Raw genomic sequence first — 19,014 nt, 5'->3', positions numbered from 1 at the left:
AACTTCGCCGTATGGCAATTGCCAGCTGGCGAAAAATTGCCCACTTCCCTTATATTTATTCGAGTCTTAATAAGTCGCTACATGATTTATTCAATAATCTGCGGCAACGCCACAGTCCCAGTAACGCCACCAAGAGAGCGCCACTAGCTGGAGCCCCCCACCACCATAACCAATGTGCATAAACTCTCAGGTCAAATACCTGAGTTTTTAATATCCATATCGAAAACTCAGTCACTACTGCGGCCAATAGTCCGGCAATACAGCCCAACAATGCAAACTCTAGGGCTGTCGCCCATTTGAGTAAGCGACCTGGCGCGCCAAACGTTCTGAGGACGGCCAATTCACGTTGTCGCGTTGCCATACCGGCTTCTGTCTGTGCCACCATCACCAAGGCGCTTGCCATTACCACTAAGATCAACACTAATGTCAGTGCCAATGACACTTGCGAAATAATTCCTTTTAGCTGGGCAATGATCGCCCCGACATCAATTATCGAAACCGTTGGGAACTGGCGTATAAGCGCTAGCACAACTTTTTTCTGGCCATCATTGAGGTGAAAACTAGCCATCGAGGTGTAGGCAAATGGCGATAGAGCCTGTTCGGTAAAGATCATAAAGAAATTAGGCTGCATCGTTTCCCATTGCACTGAACGTATGCTAGCTACCTTAACGGTGACATTTTGATTATCTATGACAAAACTTAACCTATCACCAAGAGCGATCCCGAGCCGCTCGGCCACTCCGGACTCAACGGAAACGTCATCTTTGGCTTGATTAAAGTGCCCTTCCAAAATTTGATTATTCGGTGGTACAGCATTACGCCAAGTGAGATTGAGTTCTCTGGAAATACCTAACCGACCACGTTGTCCCTGGTCCTGTTGTTCGGGAGTAATGACTTCTTCACCATTGATCGCATTTAAACGTCCTCGAATAACCGGGTAGATGTCGGTCGCATTAATCTCGTGTTGCTGTAAAAAATGTTGTAATGGCTTAACTTCTTCTGGCGCAATATTCACTAAAAAGTAATTTGGCGCATTTTCTGGAAGCTGCTTTTGCCATTCATTAAGCAAGTCTTGTCGTAGTGCGAGAATGGTCAGCAATAGCACTAAGGCACTGGAAAAGCCCACCAATTGCAGCGCATTTTGTTTAGCCCGCCGCCGCAACCCTGCCAACGCTAATGCAAACGGATTACTGGTTTTCATGCCAACAGTTTGCCCCATGCGGATCAACAACATCCCCATTAGACCTAGCATTAGACCCAATAAGACAACACTAGCGATGACCGTCAATGTTAATGCTAATGAACGGGAATATAACCAGCCCAATAGCCCCATAGCGATTAAGCTTAACGAGAGATGCAGCCACATCCCTATGCTGGAACCTTCTAGCTGCCGCTGCAGCACTCGTAAAGGTGGAATATCCAATAATCGCAATAACGGATATGCTGAGAACATAAACGCGCTGATAAACCCTGTGGCAATGCCCAGCATTAACGGACGGCCTAATGGTGCCGCATATGCCGCAATATCACTTGGTAGAGCTAGCGTGATGGTAGCGTCCAATAGCAATCCACCTAATAGGCCAAACACCACCCCCGCAACCGTTACTAACAAAAGATGTGTCCCGAATAAGATCCGGATCTGCTTGGCACTGGCGCCAAACGTTTTCACCATAGCAACAACATCATAATGGCGCTGACAATAACGTTGAGCGGCAATACCTATGGCGGCGCAAGCCAATGCAATCCCCATTAAACTCGACAGTAATAAAAAGCGCTCAGCGCGTTTAACGGCACTTGCAATAGGAGAATCACCCGACTGCGTATCGACCCACCGCTGAGAACTGCTCAACAAGGGCTTTGCATAGGTTTCGAACGCCTGTAGCTGTGGCGAATTTCCGGCAAACTGATAGAGATAAGTTACCCTGCTGCCCGGTTGAATAACACCGGTAGCAGCCACATCATCAAGACGCATTAGCACTAATGGCGCAGAAGCAAAAATATTAAATCCCGCATCAGGAAGGCGATTAATAACCGCCCCTAGAATGAATTGACTGTTTCCTAACTCAACAGTTTTTGGCTGGTCAAGTAATGCGCCTAAACGGCTTTCGTACCAGAGTGTGCCTTTAGTTGGCATCGTATCTGTAGCACCATTCTTTAATTCAATTTTACCTTTTAATGGATAAGCATTATCTACGGCTCTTACTGTGACTAATTGAAAAGCATCACCGCTGTACACCATAGAATTAAATTGAAGGTTTCTTGAGAGCTTCAGACCCAGTATTTGTGCCTGTTTTAAAATTGTCTCATCTACAGGCACTGGGGAATTGATGATACGGTCCGCAGCAATAAATTTACTTGCCTGTCCATTGATGGCTACTTGTAATCTTTCGCTGACACGCGCAAGTCCTGTAACCGATAACACCGCCAACGTCAGCGCCAGAATGATCAGTAACAGTTGGCCCTGTTTCAGCTCTCGTTTAAATAAGCGCCAAGCTAATGTCCATTCCATCATTACCCCTCCTGAGCCGATGCTACATCTCCACTAGCTTGTTCAAACAACTGGCCATCCTCCATCACCAATTGACGCTCGCAACGGCTAGCCAGATGTAAATCATGGGTGACTAACACCAGAGTGGTCGAACTTTCCTGGTTCATTGCAAACAGCATATCAGCGACCTTATCGGCATTCTGCTTATCCAGATTGCCGGTAGGCTCATCGGCAAACAACACTGTAGGTTCACAAATAAAGGCTCGGGTAATTGCAACACGTTGCTGTTCGCCACCGGAAAGCTGCTTTGGATAATGCGCTAATCGATGCCCTAACCCGACCCGCTCCAGCATTTTGCGCGCTTTTTCTCTGGCACCGGCAATCCCGGCCAGTTCAGCTGGCAACATCACATTTTCCAGTGCATTCAGTGTGTCCACCAACATAAAAGACTGAAAAATGAAGCTCACCTTCTGCTTTCTCAACGCCGCTTTTTGCTCTTCGTTAAGCGCAGACAACGGTTCGCCATCCAGCCATATTTCACCGCTACTTGGCGTATCTAATGCTGCCAACAATCCAAGTAATGTTGACTTACCTGAACCTGACGGCCCGAGAATGGCAACACTCTGACCTCGCTTGACATCCAAATTAATGCCTTTCAGGATAGTCAGTTCACCTTCCTGAGTTGTTACTGTTTTAATCAAATGGGAAACTTTTATGGCGCTGTTGTTCAAAATCGCTTCCTTATGTTGTCGTCCTGCAATCTATCTATTACTGGTGCTTCTCGCTTTACCACTCCATGCCGCCACCTTACTAGTATTAGGTGACAGCCTTGGGGCCAGCTATGGCGTCGATGAATCCAAAGGCTGGGTTGAAGGTCTGCGCAAAGCTTTACCTGAGCATACCATTATTAACGGCTCTGTCAGTGGAGAAACAACAGCGGGAGGCTTGAGACGATTGCCGGGATTGTTGCAATCATCACACCCTGACGTCGTGCTGATTGAATTGGGAGGGAATGACGGCTTACGAGGATTCTCACCGAGAGAGCTCAAAAATAATCTTTCACGAATCATCGACCTTTCGCGCCAGTCAGATGCTGAGGTTCTGCTATCACAAGTAATGGTACCGCCAAACTATGGGCCACGTTATGAAAAGGCCTTTACGGCCGTATACGATGAGCTAGCAAAACAGGAGTCAGTGACACTCATTCCTTTCTTTATGACAAAAATTGCACCTCATCCTGAACTGATGCAGCGAGATGGCATACATCCTAACGAACAGGCCCAACCTCAAATCACCAGTTTTATGTTGCCCTGGGTTAAACAGGCTTTGGAGAAAAAGCGTTAAAGCCAGATATGAAACAGATCGACTTCATGACCTAAGAACTTACCACGTGAAAGTATCTGCATTCCCAACTTGTTGGCCAGCGCCACGGATGCCCTATTCCCCGGCAGGATTAGGGCAATAGCTTCATCAACGCCGCAGCGTTCCTTGAATAAAGGTAAAGCAGCACTCGCCGCCTCGTAGCCAATCCCCATCCCCCAGTATTGCGGAAAATAACGATACCCAAGTTCTACGCGGCCAAACTCAGGTAAATATTTGGGGCCACAAAAGCCAATGACCTGGCTACTGGCTTTAAACTCAACCGCCCAGCGGCCATAACCGTATTGCTGATAATCTGCATATATCACATCCTGTAGTACTCGCTCTGCATCAGATAACTGTTGAAATGGTGCAGCAGGAATGTACTCCAGTATCTGGGGATCACGATTCATTTCATAAAGCGCCGCCACGTCGTTATCCGTAAAATGTCGCAGAATGAGCCTGTCTGTGGTGGCAACAATCATCCACATACCTTCAGATTAGTTTTATTCTTGAAAACGGTAACTTAGCATAAATAAATGTCGTGCATAAAGGTGCTTGCGGTCTATATTTCAGCAACTGCAAAACGGTTAAAATATCCACATTCGTTAAATGATGATTTACAAGGAATCATTATGTTGCTGCAAAAACTCTACGTACCTTTGGCGACTCGCACCAATCAGTACATTATGGTAGATATTAAGGTTACTGACGCCTTACTGGCGCATTACGATAGCTATGAACAATGCTATCGCAGCATCAGTGAACAGTTTTTTAAAATGGCGGCTGACCAGGAACTGTTTAATGTCCATGTGATCGCTAACGACAAATTACCAGTAGTCCGTTACCACACTGAAGCTTACACACTCCAAACCGCTGAGCAGATCCTGTTCTTCTATAACCCTGCTTACCATGAAGCGCAGAGCGTTTACTTCGAGTCAGATTATAAAGCCCGCAAGTTGCGTTTCCTGTTTCTGGCCACCGGGCGTGATATTCGTGCCAATGCCGCGAACTTTCACAATCGGGTGCGAGCAGTGATAAAGGATTTGCTGCCGTTATTGCCTGAACAAAATCTGACAGTGAAAATTCGTGACCATCAACATATGACTTATGATCTTTTTGCTTCTGCAAAAGATGAGCATAAGACCTATGGCTATAAGTTGCGCAATATCTATATGCGTTATAAGTCCAGACAGTGTGAATTGCCGACCAATTACACCTCCACAGCCTATGTGAAAGTTACATTACCATTGAGTCGTCAGTTAAAAATGGCCGTGCTGAAACAGGATACTGGTGACTACTCAGCGCTGTACCAATATCTTGAAGACCGGTTCCTGGCGGCGACAAACCAGAAACATCTGAAGCATGTTGCCATGGTGGGTAACGGTTTAACTCCACTGGTGCGCAACAGCAAATATGAAGAATTGGGAACCACTAAAGAAACGGTCATGATCGGTTTTAACCCCAATGACAATGAACCCAAATTTCTGCAACACTGGGATGGTAAGAAACAAGTGGAAGCGGTGGATTTCATTCTGGTCGCCACCAATGATGATTATGCGGAGCCCGGCTATTGCCGCTATATGAATCAAGTGGAAGCCGCATTGAAAGAATTTGCCAAAGCCATCGAACTTGATCCTAAAACTCAGGAAATGATGGTCGGCTTCTATCAGCACATCAGTTATCCACTGTAAATAGCTGCCGATACAACAAAGGCAAGGTGAATCACCTTGCCTTTGCTTTTTTACCCGTCTAACGCATTACATTGGCCGGTTCTTTTGCAAAAGTCGGTCATAACACTCGCTCAACATCAGTGAAGCGCTATGGGCCAATTTATCAGTGATCTTTTTGCGGATCTGATAACGCACTTTAATGACCAGCTTTTCATCCGCCAGCTTCATCAATAAATCGTCGCTGGTACCAATTTCATCCACTAGGCCTAAATCTACCGCTTGTTGACCAAACCAGTGTTCCCCGGTAGCCACTTTGGAGACATCAAGCTGCGGCCGGAAATTGGTTACAAAACCTTTAAACAGTTCATGCGTTTGCTCCAACTCTTCGCGAAACTTGGCACGCCCTTCATCGGTGTTTTCACCGAACAACGTCAACGTACGTTTAAACTCACCAGCAGTGTGTTGCTCGTAATCGATGTCATGTTTACGCAATAACCGATTGAAGTTCGGCAACTGTGCGACAACACCTATGGAACCCACAATAGCAAAAGGCGCAGCGACGATATGATTAGCAACACACGCCATCATATATCCACCGCTGGCAGCAACTTTGTCAACGCAAACGGTAAAAGGTACACCGGCACGCCGCAAACGTTCTAATTGACTGGCCGCCAGGCCATAACCGTGCACCATACCACCGCCACTTTCCAGATTAATCACAACCTGATCATCTTTATCGGCGATCGCCAGAACCGCAGAAATTTCTTCACGTAACGAAGCAACTTCCGACGCTTCGATCCCCCCTTTGAATTCCAGCACAAACACCTTCTGTTGTGGTGTTTCGGCAGTTTGTTTCTCCTTGGCTTTTTGCTCAGCTTTATATTGCTTTTCGTAAGCTTTAAACGCCTTCTTATCTAGCAACTCTTCTTTGAGATGATGACGTAATGACTGTAGTTCTTCACTGATGTGTGTAAGCTTGAGTTCTCCGCGGTCATGTTTCTGCTTCATTGAAGCCGCAACGATGATAATCACAACCGCAGCAATCGCTACGACGATAGTAATGGCCTTTGCCAAAAACATTCCGTATTCGTACAAAAATTCCAAGTTACTGAGCCCCGGCAGCCTTTGGCTGCAACATACTGAAAATTGGCAGCCATTTTAGCAGCCAACATTTTGATAAAAAACCTGTATTTCTGTCCTAGTGACTATTGAACACAATTATCTGGACCAACAAGTCGAAAGGCTTGAATGATAATTATTGCTAAACTTAGCGCCGACTGTGCTAACATGCGCCCCCCTATAGACGGCTACCATTCAAGGTTTTTTCATGACTCTGACATATATTCCCGGCAAAGATGAAGCGCTGGAAGTTTCTATCAATACCATGCAGCAAAGATTGGCTGATCTGGGATTTGATATTGAGCAAGCATCCTGGTTAAATCCAGTGCCCAATGTATGGTCAGTGCATATTCGGGATCGTAACTGTCCAGCGTGTTTCAGTAATGGTAAAGGTGCCAGTCGTGATGCGGCATTGGCCAGCGCGCTCGGTGAGTATTTTGAGCGACTCGCCTGTAACTACTTTTTTGCTGATTTCCATTTAGGTCAGGAGATCGCTAACAGCCCATTTGTTCATTACCCCAATGAAAAATGGTTTCCGCTGACTGACGACCGTCCGCAAGGATTACTTGATGAATATCTGTGGCAGCATTACGACCCACAACACGATTTGGATCTCTCCACACTAATCGACGTGCAATCGGGTAATTCGCAACGCGGTATTTGTGCCTTGCCCTTTGAACGTCAGTCCGATGGCGCACAAATTTATATTCCGATGAATATCATCGGCAATTTATATGTCAGTAACGGCATGTCTGCCGGCAATAGTCAAACCGAAGCCAGAACTCAGGCGTTATCTGAATGCTTTGAGCGTTACGTCAAGAATAAGATTATCTCGGAATGTATCTCCCTGCCGGAAATCCCCCCCAATGTTGTCGCACGTTTTCCAAAAGTTCAGCAGGCAGTTGCGGCGTTGGAGGCTGAAGGCTTCCCAATCACGTGCTTTGATGCATCTTTGGGCGGTCGTTATCCGGTTATCTGTGTAACGTTATTTAATCCGCAAAACGGCGGCTGTTTCGCGTCTTTTGGTGCTCATCCTCGCTTTGAAGTGGCATTAGAGCGTACGGTAACTGAGCTATTGCAAGGTCGTAGTCTCAAAGACTTGGATATTTTCCCTTCACCATCGTTCAATAACGATGAAGTTGCCGATCATACCAACCTAGAAACTCATTTCATTGACTCTTCGGGCCTAGTGTCCTGGGATCTGTTTCGCGAAAGTCCCGACTACCCATTCAGTGACTGGAACTTTAGCGGCACCACCGAGCAGGAGTTTGCTCATCTGCTTGCCAAATTTCATGACGAAAATGCCGAAGTTTACATTGCCGACTATAGCCATCTGCAAACCTACGCCTGCCGCGTGTTAGTACCAGGTTACTCAGAAATCTATCCGGTGGATGACCTGTCATTTGCTAATAACAACCGGGCCATGCATCTGCGTGAATTAATGCAATCCTGGTTACAATCGCCCACGGACCAAGATAAGGCGACCGCAGTTCTCAATGAGATTGATTCACTGGATGTCGACGAATTCCAACCACTAGATCAATTACTCTGCATAGCTGTGGATGCCAACAGTCCTTGGGCAACCCTACGTATCGGTGAATTGCGCTGTTTGCTTGCGTTAGCAATACAAGATTTAACCGATGCACACGACTGGGCACAATGGACGGTAGACTTCAATGCCTACGGAATTACCGCCGAAAAACAACCACGGTTACGCTTCTATCATGCGCTGCTGGCATTGCTGCAAATGATGGAAGAAGATCGTGAACCAACGGAATACCTACCCAAATTCCGCCGTATGTTTACGGCAAAAGATATTGATATAGCTCTGGCTCATATCAACGGTGAGGCCGCGGGTTATGACTTACCATTAGCAAACGGACTATTAAGCTCAGCAAAACACCAAAGTCTGCTGCAAGCCTATATGAAACTGCAAAAAGCCAAGACGGCATATAACAACTGGCTTGCTTAATGTGAAAAAACCGGCTTAACGCCGGTTTTTTGTATGTTCTAGATTATTACGAAACGGACTTGGTAGAACTGGTTGTCGCCTTTTCACTCTCGGCAACCTTAGCATCCTGGGCGCCTGAGGCTTTTTCAGTAGCCCAGATCCCCAGGCCAATGAAGCCCGCACCGCCAACAATATTGCCCAAGGTAACGGGGATAAGGTTGGAACTTACAATATGATTGAAACTCAAGGCTTCCAAAACTTCTGCAGTATACCCATGGCTCAACAGCAGATCTGCAGGTAATAAATGTTTAAAAGCGATACCTAAAGGCAGCATAAACATGTTGGCGATACTGTGCTCAAAACCAGTTGCGACAAACAGCGCCACAGGCATCACCATCAATAGTGCTTTAGTACCAACATCTTTACTCATATAAGCAAACCAGGCAGCTAGGCAAACCATAATGTTACACATCATCCCAAGGACAAACGCCTGGCTCCAGGTATGGTGAACTTTATGTAAGGCAATCCCGATAACGTTCAGCCCCCATTGACCACCATCTGTCATATACAGACCACCAGCACACACCAGTCCGACAAGCACCAATGCGCCAACGGCATTACCGACATACACTTCAATCCAACAGGATAACATTCTGGAGAAACTCACCCGGCCCTGTGCCCACGCCACCGCAGACAATACCGTGCTAGTGAAGAGTTCCATCCCGAACAGCACCACCAGTATCAAGCCAAGGCTAAATACTACACCGCCCATGAGATGTACCGCGCCCCAATGCGCATCGGAACTTCCGGTTGTGACAGTAACGTAAAAAACGAAGGCCAGACCGATGAAAAATCCAGCGTAGATCGCTTGTATAAAGCGAAAAATGGATGGCTTATTGACTTTTCCTTCACCACTAGCGATGACATTTTGCAAATGTTCAGAAAACAGTTTCATTTTTTTACCACCTTGTTGGGCAGCAACCGAGTTTTTTGGCTAAGCATATAATCAGCGAACAGGCCATTAACTACTCGGTCTGCCGAAACATTGATTAATTTCGACCGCAAAGTTACCAAAAATTAGAAACTTTTGATTTAAAAGCAAATTTTGCAAAACCACATCGTCGTCTGGTTATTTATGCATCATTACCCTGTCAAAAATCAATTCGCACCACTAAAGATGTTACCTATGTCTCAGATCCTTCCAATATTGGCTGACAGCTCAAAAATTGTTTTATTGCCAACGGTTCGATCGATGTCTGACCAGGGTCACATTCTTTACCGCCATCTTGAACTGACTAATAATTAATCAATATGAAGCATTGACCGAACAGTCTTTGGCTGTAGTGTGACTGCGCATGTTGATTTGATCATCTATAGGACAGTGCCTTCCCTATAACATAAATTCATCATCCGTCAGTGACTAATCTCGTATTTTTTATGTTAAAACGGACCAGCCAAATCCAAGTTGAGGTGAATGATGCGATGTAATATTCCGTTGAAGAATTCTGTGTGCTTGTTCAAAGATTAATCTGAACAGTGGGTTATCAATGGATTAGAGTAATTACTCGCAAAAATACTGAATGAATCATCTGCCATTTAGACTTTTTTTAGTGAATATCACTGCCTGTTACAGATCTTAATTGTTCAAAATTTGATAACTGGCTAGCAAATTTAGCATTAACTTAAGCCAAAGAGATATTAAGTGGTGCGACCACTCCCAATCTTATGCTAATATCTTTCTGGACAATTGGTCTTACCAATTTAGGTTAAGGGCATTTACAGATATTCTTCAATCGGTAAGAGACCGGTTGATTTGGTACCTGAAGCCTTGCTCTCCCACCAGAGAAGCAGGCAGTTAGACTGAACAGGGGTTAACGTCCCAAGGAAGCAGACTGGACAGTAATCCCGCCCACTTTATCAAACAAAAGGTGAAGTACGATGACCGACACAACTGATCTGTTCCAAAAAGCGTGGGAAGGGTTTGTTCCTGGAGAGTGGAAAACTGAAGTCAATTTACGTGACTTTATCCAGAACAACTATACACCTTATGAAGGTGATGAATCCTTCCTCGCTGGTCCTACTGCAGCCACCAACACTTTATGGGGAAAAGTGATGGAAGGCATCAAGCAGGAAAACCGAACTCATGCTCCTGTCGATTTTGACACTGACAAAGTCTCCACCATTGATTCTCATGACGCTGGTTATATTGACCGCGAACTTGAAACCATCGTTGGCTTACAAACTGATGCGCCACTGAAACGTGCCCTGCTGCCTAACGGTGGTATTCGCATGGTAGAAGGTTCATGCGAAGCCTACGGTCGTGAACTGGATCCTCAGCTTAAGTATATTTATAGCGAACTGCGTAAAACCCACAACCAGGGTGTATTTGATGTCTATACCCCAGAAATTCTGGCTTGCCGTAAATCTGGTGTGTTGACAGGTTTGCCTGATGCTTATGGTCGTGGCCGTATCATCGGTGACTACCGCCGCATTGCGTTATACGGCATCGACTACCTGATGAAAGACAAATTTGCTCAGTTCTCCTCACTGCAAGCACAGATGGAAGCTGGTGAGAATCTGAGTGATGTCATCCAGTTACGCGAAGAAATCGCTGAACAACACCGCGCCTTGGCTCAGATGAAAACCATGGCAGCAAAATACGGTGTCGATATTTCTGGCCCTGCGACCAATGCCAAAGAAGCCATCCAATGGACTTACTTCGGCTACCTGGCTGCAGTGAAGAGTCAGAACGGTGCGGCGATGTCCCTGGGTCGTACCTCAACCTTCATCGATATCTATATCGAACGTGATCTTAAGAAAGGCTTGCTGACTGAAGAGCAGGCTCAGGAAATGATTGACCATTTCGTAATGAAACTGCGTATGGTTCGCTTCCTGCGTACCCCAGAATATGATGAACTGTTCTCTGGCGACCCAATTTGGGCTACTGAATCCATTGGTGGTATGGGCCTGGACGGTCGTCCGCTGGTGAGCAAAACCAGTTTCCGTTTCCTGCATACGCTATACAACATGGGACCGAGCCCAGAGCCAAATATCACTGTGCTTTGGTCTGAGCAACTACCCGATGCATTTAAGAAATACTGTGCCAAAGTATCTATCGACACCAGCTCCATCCAGTATGAAAACGATGATCTGATGCGCCCAGACTTTATGTCTGATGACTACGGTATCGCCTGCTGTGTGAGTCCGATGATCATTGGTAAACAGATGCAGTTCTTTGGTGCTCGCGCTAACCTGGCAAAAACTATGCTCTACTCCATCAACGGTGGCGTCGATGAAAAACTGAAAAAGCAGATAGGACCAAAATCTGCCCCAGTGACCTCTGACGTACTGGACTTTGATGAAGTTATGGCTCGCATGGACAATATGATGGACTGGTTGGCAACTCAGTATGTAACTGCCCTGAATACCATTCATTACATGCACGACAAATATAGTTATGAAGCAGCCTTGATGGCGCTGCATGATCGTGATGTTCGCCGCACCATGGCTTGTGGTATTGCCGGTCTGTCAATTGCAGCAGACTCACTGTCTGCAATTAAATACGCCAAAGTAAAACCCATTCGCGACGAAAACGGCATTGCCGTTGACTTTGAAATCGAAGGCGAATATCCAAAATTTGGTAACAACGACGCTCGCGTTGATGACATCGCCTGTGATTTGGTACAACGCTTTATGGATAAGATCCGCCATAAGAAGATGTACCGTAATGCAATTCCAACGCAATCTATCCTGACCATCACCTCTAACGTGGTTTATGGTAAGAAAACTGGTAACACACCTGACGGTCGCCGTGCCGGGGCACCATTTGCTCCTGGCGCAAACCCAATGCATGGCCGTGATGAAAAAGGTGCGGTTGCTTCACTGACTTCAGTGGCAAAACTGCCATTTGCTCACGCTCAGGATGGGATCTCTTACACCTTCTCTATTGTGCCTAATGCTTTGGGTAAAGAAGAGCCAGCTCGTCGCGCCAACCTAGCGGCACTGATGGATGGTTATTTTGCTCACAAACCAGGGCATGAAGGTGGTCAACACCTCAACGTTAACGTGATGAACCGCGAAATGCTGGAAGACGCCATGGTACATCCTGAGAAATATCCTCAGCTGACCATCCGTGTATCCGGTTACGCAGTTCGGTTCAACTCTTTGACACCTGAACAACAACAGGACGTAATTACCCGTACTTTCACCAAATCCATCTGATAAGATTGGCTGCAATGATAACATTGCAGCCTTTTTCAGGAGCGTTGATGACAGTTACAGGAAGAATCCATTCGGTTGAATCCTTTGGCACAGTAGATGGCCCCGGCATTCGTTTCATTGCATTTATGCAGGGGTGTCTGATGCGCTGCAAATACTGTCATAACCGTGACACCTGGGATTTGGATGACGGCAAAGACGTCACGGTCGATGAACTGATGGAGCAAGTGCTCAGTTATCGACCGTTCTATGAGTCCAGTGGTGGCGGTGTTACCGCCAGTGGTGGGGAGGCCGTGCTGCAGGCTGAGTTTGTAGCCGCATGGTTTAAAGCCTGCAAACAAAACGGTATTCACACTTGTCTCGACACCAATGGTTTTGTACGCAAATACACACCGGTGATCGATGAACTGCTAGACAACACAGACCTGGTGATGCTTGATATTAAACAGATGGATGATGCTAAACATATCGATCTGACCAAAGTGAGCAATCAGCGGACGTTACAGTTTGCACAGTACCTTGCGAAGCGGCAACAAAAGACCTGGATTCGCTATGTTGTGGTAGGTGGCTACACTGACGATGAAATTTCGGCCGAAATGCTAGCCAAGTTCATTGAGCCCATGAAAAATGTGGAAAAAGTGGAGCTGTTACCGTATCACGAACTAGGAAAGCACAAGTGGTTAGCTATGGGTGAGACATACGAGTTAGAAGGTGTCGCACCACCAAGCCATGAAACCATGGAGAAGATCAAAGCAGTGTTCACCAAACACGGGATTAATACCTGTTATTAAGGTTAAATCTCGTCCCAGAAACTGGCTTCAAGACGCTCAAATGCCAGCTTCAGAATCACTGCCATATCCATGTAACAGGCTTTAGCACCAAGTGGACGAGAACTCGCGCCTTGTTCAATTAATCTGGCGTTGAGTTGATTTCCCCACTCCAGCAGAGATAACGGTAGCGGATGACGAGCACGCCATCCCAACCAGAAGATCCCCTGGAGCGGCATACTGATAAAAAACAGGATGGTAGCTAATGCCTGAGGCAAATAGGCCCATCCATATAAATACAGCTGGCTGCCGCCAGCAAGCAGGGCCAACCCCGGCATCAAGGTAGTTGCCAAACGCGTTGCGCGGATCACGCGAAACTCGGGAAAGTGATACCCCAATTGTCGGACCATGGGCCAGGTCTTCATATAATGCTGACCATCGCTCAAGGTTTTAAGGATACCTGAATTCAAGGAATGCCCCCTGCGCAAGAATGATTGCTTTTACCTTAGCACATTTCCAAAAACTGGCCCAACATAGAACAGTGGGAATGAGTGTTAAGCACACAGGTTCGGAAGGTGGCTTTCCCGGATCAGTTAATAAAACGGCATAAGGTTTATTAAGATGTCAAATAAACTGGTATTGGTTTTAAACTGCGGCAGCTCATCATTGAAGTTTGCCGTAATAGATGCACTCACAGGGGAAGCCGAAGTATCTGGGCTGGCTGAGTGCTTCGGTTTGAAGGATTCGCGCATCAAGTGGAAATATAACGGTGAAAAGCACGAAATGTCGCTGGGAGCCTACACTGCGCACCGTGAAGCGGTTGAGTTTATCGTAGATAAAATCCTCGGACCACTTCCGGAATTATCTTCAAAGATTCTGGCAATCGGTCATCGTATCGTACATGGTGGCGAAAAATTCACCCGTTCTGTCATTGTTGATGACTCTGTCATTGATGGTATTGAAGAATGTGCCTCACTCGCGCCGCTGCATAACCCGGCCCACCTTATCGGTATCCGTGCGGCCATTGCATCGTTTCCTAACTTACCGCAAGTCACGGTATTTGATACGGCCTTCCATCAGTCAATGCCAGAGCGGGCTTACATCTACGCCCTACCCTATAAGTTATACCGTGAACATAGCATTCGTCGTTACGGTATGCATGGTACCAGCCATCTGTTTGTCAGCCGCCAAGCGGCAAAAATGCTCGATAAGCCTGTTGAAGAGTTGTGTCTGATTTCCGCACATTTAGGTAACGGCGCGTCAGTCACCGCGATAAAAGGTGGCAAAAGTGTGGATACCTCAATGGGCCTGACACCGCTGGAAGGTTTAGTCATGGGAACGCGCAGTGGCGATATGGATCCTTCAATTGTCTACCACTTAGTGCATCAGTTGGGTTACACCGTTGATGAAGTCAATACCATGCTGAATAAGCAAAGTGGCCTTTTGGGGATCTCAGAACTGACTAGCGACTGCCGCGGTATTGAAGAAGGTTACGCCGAAGGGCACAAAGGCGCCACGCTGGCTTTAGAGATCTTCTGTTACCGACTGGCCAAATATATCGCCTCTTATACCGTACCGTTAGGACGTTTGGATGCCATTATCTTCACCGGTGGTATTGGTGAAAACTCCAACTTAGTACGCCAAAAGGTATTAGAAAATCTGGCTATCTTTAATTTTGAGGTAGACGACGAACGTAACAAAGCCGCTCGCTTTGGCAATGAGGGGATCATCACTGCTGATGGCAGCCCGATTGCCATGGTAGTGCCCACCAACGAAGAGTGGGTCATTGCAGCAGATGCATTAAAACTGATTGAATCATGATCAGCAGTAGCACCCTATGTCGTAGAATTACGGCATTCGGTGCTTGAATAAGCAATAAAACTGAATTGACGACTCTCAAAGTTCGCAACGGTTTTTACACGAGGTTTTTATGTCCCGTAACATTATGTTAATCCCTATTGGAACCAGCGTTGGCCTGACTTCCATCAGTTTGGGGATAGTACGCGCGTTGGAGCGTCACGGTGTCAAAGTGCGTTTTTTCAAGCCTATTGCACAGCTTCGTCCTGACGATAAAGGTCCAGAACGTTCCACCACCATTCTGAGTAAATCTCCAACCGTAAACCCGCTGGAACCATTTGATATGGTTCATGCGGAAGCTCTGATCCGAGCGGATCAGACCGATGTGCTGATGGAGCAGATTATCGCGCGGGTCTCTGAGTCGGTTGGCGCTACTGAGACATTGATTGTGGAAGGTCTGGTACACACACGCAGTCACCATTTTGCTGATGATATTAACTACGCCGTTGCCAAGGCATTAGATGCCGATATCATCTTCGTCGCGACCCCAGGAAATGACACGCCAAATGCCCTGATGAATCGTCTGGAAATTGCTTATCATTCATGGGGTGGAGCCCAGAATAAACGGCTGATCGGTGCCATCGTCAACAAGATTGGCGCACCAGTGGATGAAGAAGGCCGTACCCGTCCTGACTTGTCTGAAATGTTCGACCATGATCCGAGTCAGCACATTGATACTGTTGGTATGTTCCAGTTACCGGGCAAAAGTCCATTGCGGATCCTCGGTAGCGTACCTTATAACCTAGATCTGGTATCACCACGTGCGTCTGATCTGGCGAAACATCTGAGCGCCCGGATCCTGAATGCCGGTGAAATGCACACTCGCCGTCTTCGTAAAGTGACGTTCTGTGCCAGATCACTGCCCAACATGGTCACTCATATTAAAACTGATTCACTGTTAGTAACTTCCGGCGACCGCTCTGATGTGATTGTCTCAGCCTGTCTGGCGGCAATGAACGGCGTGAAAATCGGGGCACTGCTATTGAGCGGCGGTTATGAGCCAGAACCTGCGATTATGGAACTGTGTGAACAGGCTTTCGAAACTGGATTACCGGTTTTCTTGATCGATAGCAATACCTGGCAAACCTCACTCAACATCCAACGTTTTGATCATGAAGTGCCCGTTGATGATGCGGTCCGTATCGACCTGGTACAGGAATATGTCGCCAGTCATATTGATCAGAGCTGGATTGAAAGTGTCACTGAAAACTCGCCTCGCGAAAACAGACTATCACCACCAGCATTCCGTTATAAATTAACTGAACTGGCGAGAGCTGCGCGCAAAACCGTGGTACTGCCTGAAGGTGATGAACCGCGGACCATTAAGGCTGCGGCAATCTGCGCCGAGCGCGGTATTGCACGCTGTGTGTTACTGGGTAAACGCGATGAGATTATCCGTATTGCCAATCTACAGGGTGTAACCCTGGGTGAAGATATCGAAATTATTGACCCCGATGAAGTACGCGAAAACTACGTACAACCAATGTTGGAATTGCGTCGTGGTAAAGGCCTGACAGAAGTCGTTGCCCGCGAGCAACTGGAAGACAACATGGTACTGGGTACGATGATGTTAGCGCAGGATGAAGTTGATGGTATTGTTTCTGGTGCCGTACATACAACAGCAAACACCATCCGCCCACCGTTACAGTTAATTAAAACTGCTCCGGGGTCTAGCCTGGTTTCTTCCATCTTCTTTATGTTGATGCCGGATCAAGTGTTGGTCTACGGTGACTGCGCTATTAACCCCGATCCAAACGCTGAACAACTGGCAGATATTGCGATTCAATCCGCTGAATCGGCAAAAGCGTTCGGGATTGAACCTCGAGTGGCAATGATCAGTTACTCTACTGGTAACTCTGGCAGTGGTTCTGATGTAGATAAAGTGCGTGAGGCCACCCGTATCGCCAAAGAAAAACGTCCAGATTTGGTGATTGACGGTCCATTACAGTATGACGCAGCCGTAATGCCTAACGTAGCACGCTCTAAAGCACCAGACAGTCCTGTTGCCGGTAAAGCTACCGTATTTGTATTCCCCGATCTGAATACCGGTAACACCACCTATAAAGCGGTGCAGCGTAGTGCAGACCTCATCAGTATTGGACCAATGTTGCAAGGTATGCGTAAGCCAGTAAATGATCTCTCCCGCGGAGCACTGGTAGACGATATTGTTTATACCATTGCGCTAACGGCGATTCAGGCAACGCAAAACTAATAGCATTACTTTGTCTATAAAAAGGCGCCGAACACGGCGCCTTTTTTACGCCAATTGTCCCGTCCTGAAATACGTTGACATAAAGAGGACTTCTTTATGGCGACATCAACTAACTCAAGCCGTAAGCGCACGCAACGTGATTACACCTTAACCTTTAAATTAGGTGTCGTAGAACGTGTCGAAAAAGGCGAGATGACGTACAAACAAGCCCAGCAGCGCTTTGGCATTCAGGGTAAGACAACCGTACTCGTTTGGCTCAGAAAGCATGGTAGACTCAATTGGTCGAAACCCTTTCAGCATCCCCTTATGCCACATTCAAAAGAAACCCCAGCACAAACTATCAAGCGCCTTGAGCGTGAGTTAGCCGAAGAGAAACTGCGTAACCAAATCCTCAATGGTATGGTCGATATCATGGATAATGAATACGGAGCTGGTTTAAGAAAAAAGTACTTATCCGGTATGTCTGGCAAGCCAAAGCCAAAAGAGAAATAAACCTGGCAGCCGTATGTCGTGCTGTCGGTATTTCAAGGCAAGGTGTTTACCAGGCAGTTGCCCGGATGAATAGTCGGAGAGCGGAATTATCGGTCATCAAAGACTCCGTACAATACTGGCGTAAATATATGCCGCGATTGGGCACACGCAAGCTCTACACATTGATAAAACCTATGCTGATTGAACAGGATATCAAACTCGGACGGGATGGATTCTTTACCTATTTGAGAAATGAGGGCTTGCTGGTGAAGCCTAAGCGAAGTTACACCAAAACGACGTTTAGCAAGCACTGGATGAAGAAGCATCCCAACCTGCTGAAAGCAGACGGGCTGCATGATGCAGCGCATGTACTGGTCAGCGATATCACCTATCTTGAGTCAGACCAAGGCGTGCACTATCTGTCACTGGTTACCGATGCCGTATCACGCAAGATAGTCGGCCATCACTTGAGTTCGGACATGAAAGCAGACAGCGTGGTGAAAGCGCTGAAAATGGCGGTTAGCGATAAGCGCTATATCGCTAATGCAGTGCATCACTCAGACCGGGGAGCGCAATATTGCTCAGCCGTTTACCAGGATGCGCTGAAGGCGAGTCAAATCCAGCCGTCAATGACAGACGGTTATGATTGCTACCAAAATGCGTTAGCTGAGAGAGTGAATGGCATACTGAAGCAGGAGTTTTTCCTGTATCGATGTAAAACGCTGGAAGAGCTGAAGAGACTTGTTCGAGAATCGATAGCGATATATAACGAAATGAGACCACACCTGAGTTTAGATATGGCAACACCCAATCAGGTGCACAATAGAAAAGGCCAGCTACGGGAGCTGGCCTAAAAACTGTCAACCTATCTTAGGACGGGACAAATCGGAAAATAACCT

The 19,014-nt window shown here is 46.8% G+C and carries 14 protein-coding genes; 8 read left to right on the top strand and 6 right to left on the bottom strand.

The genetic code is table 11. The annotated features are described in order from the left end of the window. Positions 1-55: 55 nt before the first annotated feature. Complete coding sequence (locus KDN34_RS07105; RefSeq protein ID WP_212596558.1) at positions 56-2,509, bottom strand: ABC transporter permease; 2,454 nt, start codon at positions 2,507-2,509, stop codon at positions 56-58. 2 nt (positions 2,510-2,511) lie between these two features. Beyond that, a complete protein-coding gene (locus KDN34_RS07100; protein WP_212596557.1) occupies positions 2,512-3,222 on the bottom strand; it encodes an ABC transporter ATP-binding protein in 711 nt (236 codons plus the stop codon). On the opposite strand from KDN34_RS07100, the gene KDN34_RS07095 reads away from it, so the two are divergent. Beyond that, positions 3,203-3,832: an arylesterase gene (locus KDN34_RS07095; protein ID WP_212596190.1), complete on the top strand. Its 630-nt coding sequence runs from the start codon at positions 3,203-3,205 to the stop codon at positions 3,830-3,832. The genes KDN34_RS07100 and KDN34_RS07095 overlap by 20 nt on opposite strands. Here the strand turns inward: KDN34_RS07095 and KDN34_RS07090 are convergent. Continuing rightward, entirely contained in the window at positions 3,829-4,329 is a 501-nt protein-coding gene (locus tag KDN34_RS07090) for a GNAT family N-acetyltransferase (protein WP_212596556.1), read from the bottom strand. The two genes, KDN34_RS07095 and KDN34_RS07090, sit on opposite strands and share 4 nt — an antisense overlap. Before the next feature lie 153 nt (positions 4,330-4,482). Between KDN34_RS07090 and KDN34_RS07085 the strand changes: the two genes are divergently transcribed. Next, positions 4,483-5,541, top strand: a complete 1,059-nt coding sequence (locus KDN34_RS07085; RefSeq protein WP_212596189.1) for a DUF3083 family protein — start codon at positions 4,483-4,485, stop codon at positions 5,539-5,541. A gap of 66 nt (positions 5,542-5,607) precedes the next feature. Here the strand turns inward: KDN34_RS07085 and sohB are convergent, their stop codons facing one another. Beyond that, positions 5,608-6,624: a protease SohB gene (gene sohB / locus KDN34_RS07080; RefSeq protein WP_212596188.1), complete on the bottom strand. Its 1,017-nt coding sequence runs from the start codon at positions 6,622-6,624 to the stop codon at positions 5,608-5,610. Positions 6,625-6,847: 223 nt separating this feature from the next. Here sohB and ycaO point away from each other — a divergent pair, with 223 nt between their 5' ends. Beyond that, positions 6,848-8,611, top strand: coding sequence for a 30S ribosomal protein S12 methylthiotransferase accessory factor YcaO (ycaO, locus tag KDN34_RS07075; RefSeq protein WP_212596187.1), 1,764 nt, complete (start codon positions 6,848-6,850; stop codon positions 8,609-8,611). 46 nt (positions 8,612-8,657) lie between these two features. Here ycaO and focA read toward each other — a convergent pair whose 3' ends face one another. Then, positions 8,658-9,545, bottom strand: a complete 888-nt coding sequence (gene focA, locus KDN34_RS07070; RefSeq protein WP_212596186.1) for a formate transporter FocA — start codon at positions 9,543-9,545, stop codon at positions 8,658-8,660. 983 nt (positions 9,546-10,528) lie between these two features. Here focA and pflB point away from each other — a divergent pair. Next, a complete protein-coding gene (pflB, locus tag KDN34_RS07065) occupies positions 10,529-12,811 on the top strand; it encodes a formate C-acetyltransferase (RefSeq protein ID WP_212596185.1) in 2,283 nt (760 codons plus the stop codon). A gap of 47 nt (positions 12,812-12,858) precedes the next feature. Beyond that, positions 12,859-13,599 carry a pyruvate formate lyase 1-activating protein gene (gene pflA, locus KDN34_RS07060; RefSeq protein WP_212596184.1) on the top strand — a complete coding sequence of 247 codons (741 nt, stop codon included), beginning with the start codon at positions 12,859-12,861 and terminating at the stop codon, positions 13,597-13,599. Positions 13,600-13,601: 2 nt separating this feature from the next. Here the strand turns inward: pflA and yfbV are convergent, their stop codons facing one another. Continuing rightward, complete coding sequence (gene yfbV / locus KDN34_RS07055; RefSeq protein WP_212596183.1) at positions 13,602-14,045, bottom strand: terminus macrodomain insulation protein YfbV; 444 nt, start codon at positions 14,043-14,045, stop codon at positions 13,602-13,604. A 151-nt stretch (positions 14,046-14,196) separates the two neighbouring features. Here yfbV and ackA point away from each other — a divergent pair, with 151 nt between their 5' ends. The 3 genes from ackA (at position 14,197) to KDN34_RS07040 (ending at position 18,969) form a co-directional block, all read left to right on the top strand. Continuing rightward, positions 14,197-15,396 (top strand): acetate kinase, encoded by a 1,200-nt coding sequence (gene ackA / locus KDN34_RS07050; protein ID WP_212596182.1) that lies wholly within the window; start codon positions 14,197-14,199, stop codon positions 15,394-15,396. Between the two features lie 109 nt (positions 15,397-15,505). Beyond that, complete coding sequence (pta, locus tag KDN34_RS07045) at positions 15,506-17,644, top strand: phosphate acetyltransferase (protein WP_212596181.1); 2,139 nt, start codon at positions 15,506-15,508, stop codon at positions 17,642-17,644. Positions 17,645-17,740: 96 nt separating this feature from the next. Then, positions 17,741-18,969, top strand: a protein-coding gene (locus KDN34_RS07040; RefSeq protein WP_212596180.1) for an IS3 family transposase whose coding sequence is annotated in 2 segments (ribosomal slippage) — positions 17,741-18,092 and positions 18,092-18,969 — 1,230 coding nt in all. Because the reading frame shifts where the segments join, the coding sequence is not laid out codon by codon here. Positions 18,970-19,014: the final 45 nt, after the last annotated feature.

It is taken from the genome of Shewanella yunxiaonensis, from assembly GCF_018223345.1.
In the GTDB taxonomy this organism is placed as follows: domain Bacteria; phylum Pseudomonadota; class Gammaproteobacteria; order Enterobacterales; family Shewanellaceae; genus Shewanella; species Shewanella yunxiaonensis.
The sequence above is the reverse complement of the archived record's forward strand: the minus strand, read 5'-3'. Positions and strand labels throughout refer to the sequence as shown.

Coding starts and splice junctions, on each gene's coding strand:
- KDN34_RS07105 (WP_212596558.1), bottom strand. CDS start 2,509: ATGGAATGGACATTAGCTTGGCGCTTATTTAAACGAGAGCTGAAACAG.
- KDN34_RS07095 (WP_212596190.1), top strand. CDS start 3,203: ATGGCGCTGTTGTTCAAAATCGCTTCCTTATGTTGTCGTCCTGCAATC.
- KDN34_RS07085 (WP_212596189.1), top strand. CDS start 4,483: ATGTTGCTGCAAAAACTCTACGTACCTTTGGCGACTCGCACCAATCAG.
- ycaO (WP_212596187.1), top strand. CDS start 6,848: ATGACTCTGACATATATTCCCGGCAAAGATGAAGCGCTGGAAGTTTCT.
- focA (WP_212596186.1), bottom strand. CDS start 9,545: ATGAAACTGTTTTCTGAACATTTGCAAAATGTCATCGCTAGTGGTGAA.
- pflB (WP_212596185.1), top strand. CDS start 10,529: ATGACCGACACAACTGATCTGTTCCAAAAAGCGTGGGAAGGGTTTGTT.
- pflA (WP_212596184.1), top strand. CDS start 12,859: ATGACAGTTACAGGAAGAATCCATTCGGTTGAATCCTTTGGCACAGTA.
- ackA (WP_212596182.1), top strand. CDS start 14,197: ATGTCAAATAAACTGGTATTGGTTTTAAACTGCGGCAGCTCATCATTG.
- pta (WP_212596181.1), top strand. CDS start 15,506: ATGTCCCGTAACATTATGTTAATCCCTATTGGAACCAGCGTTGGCCTG.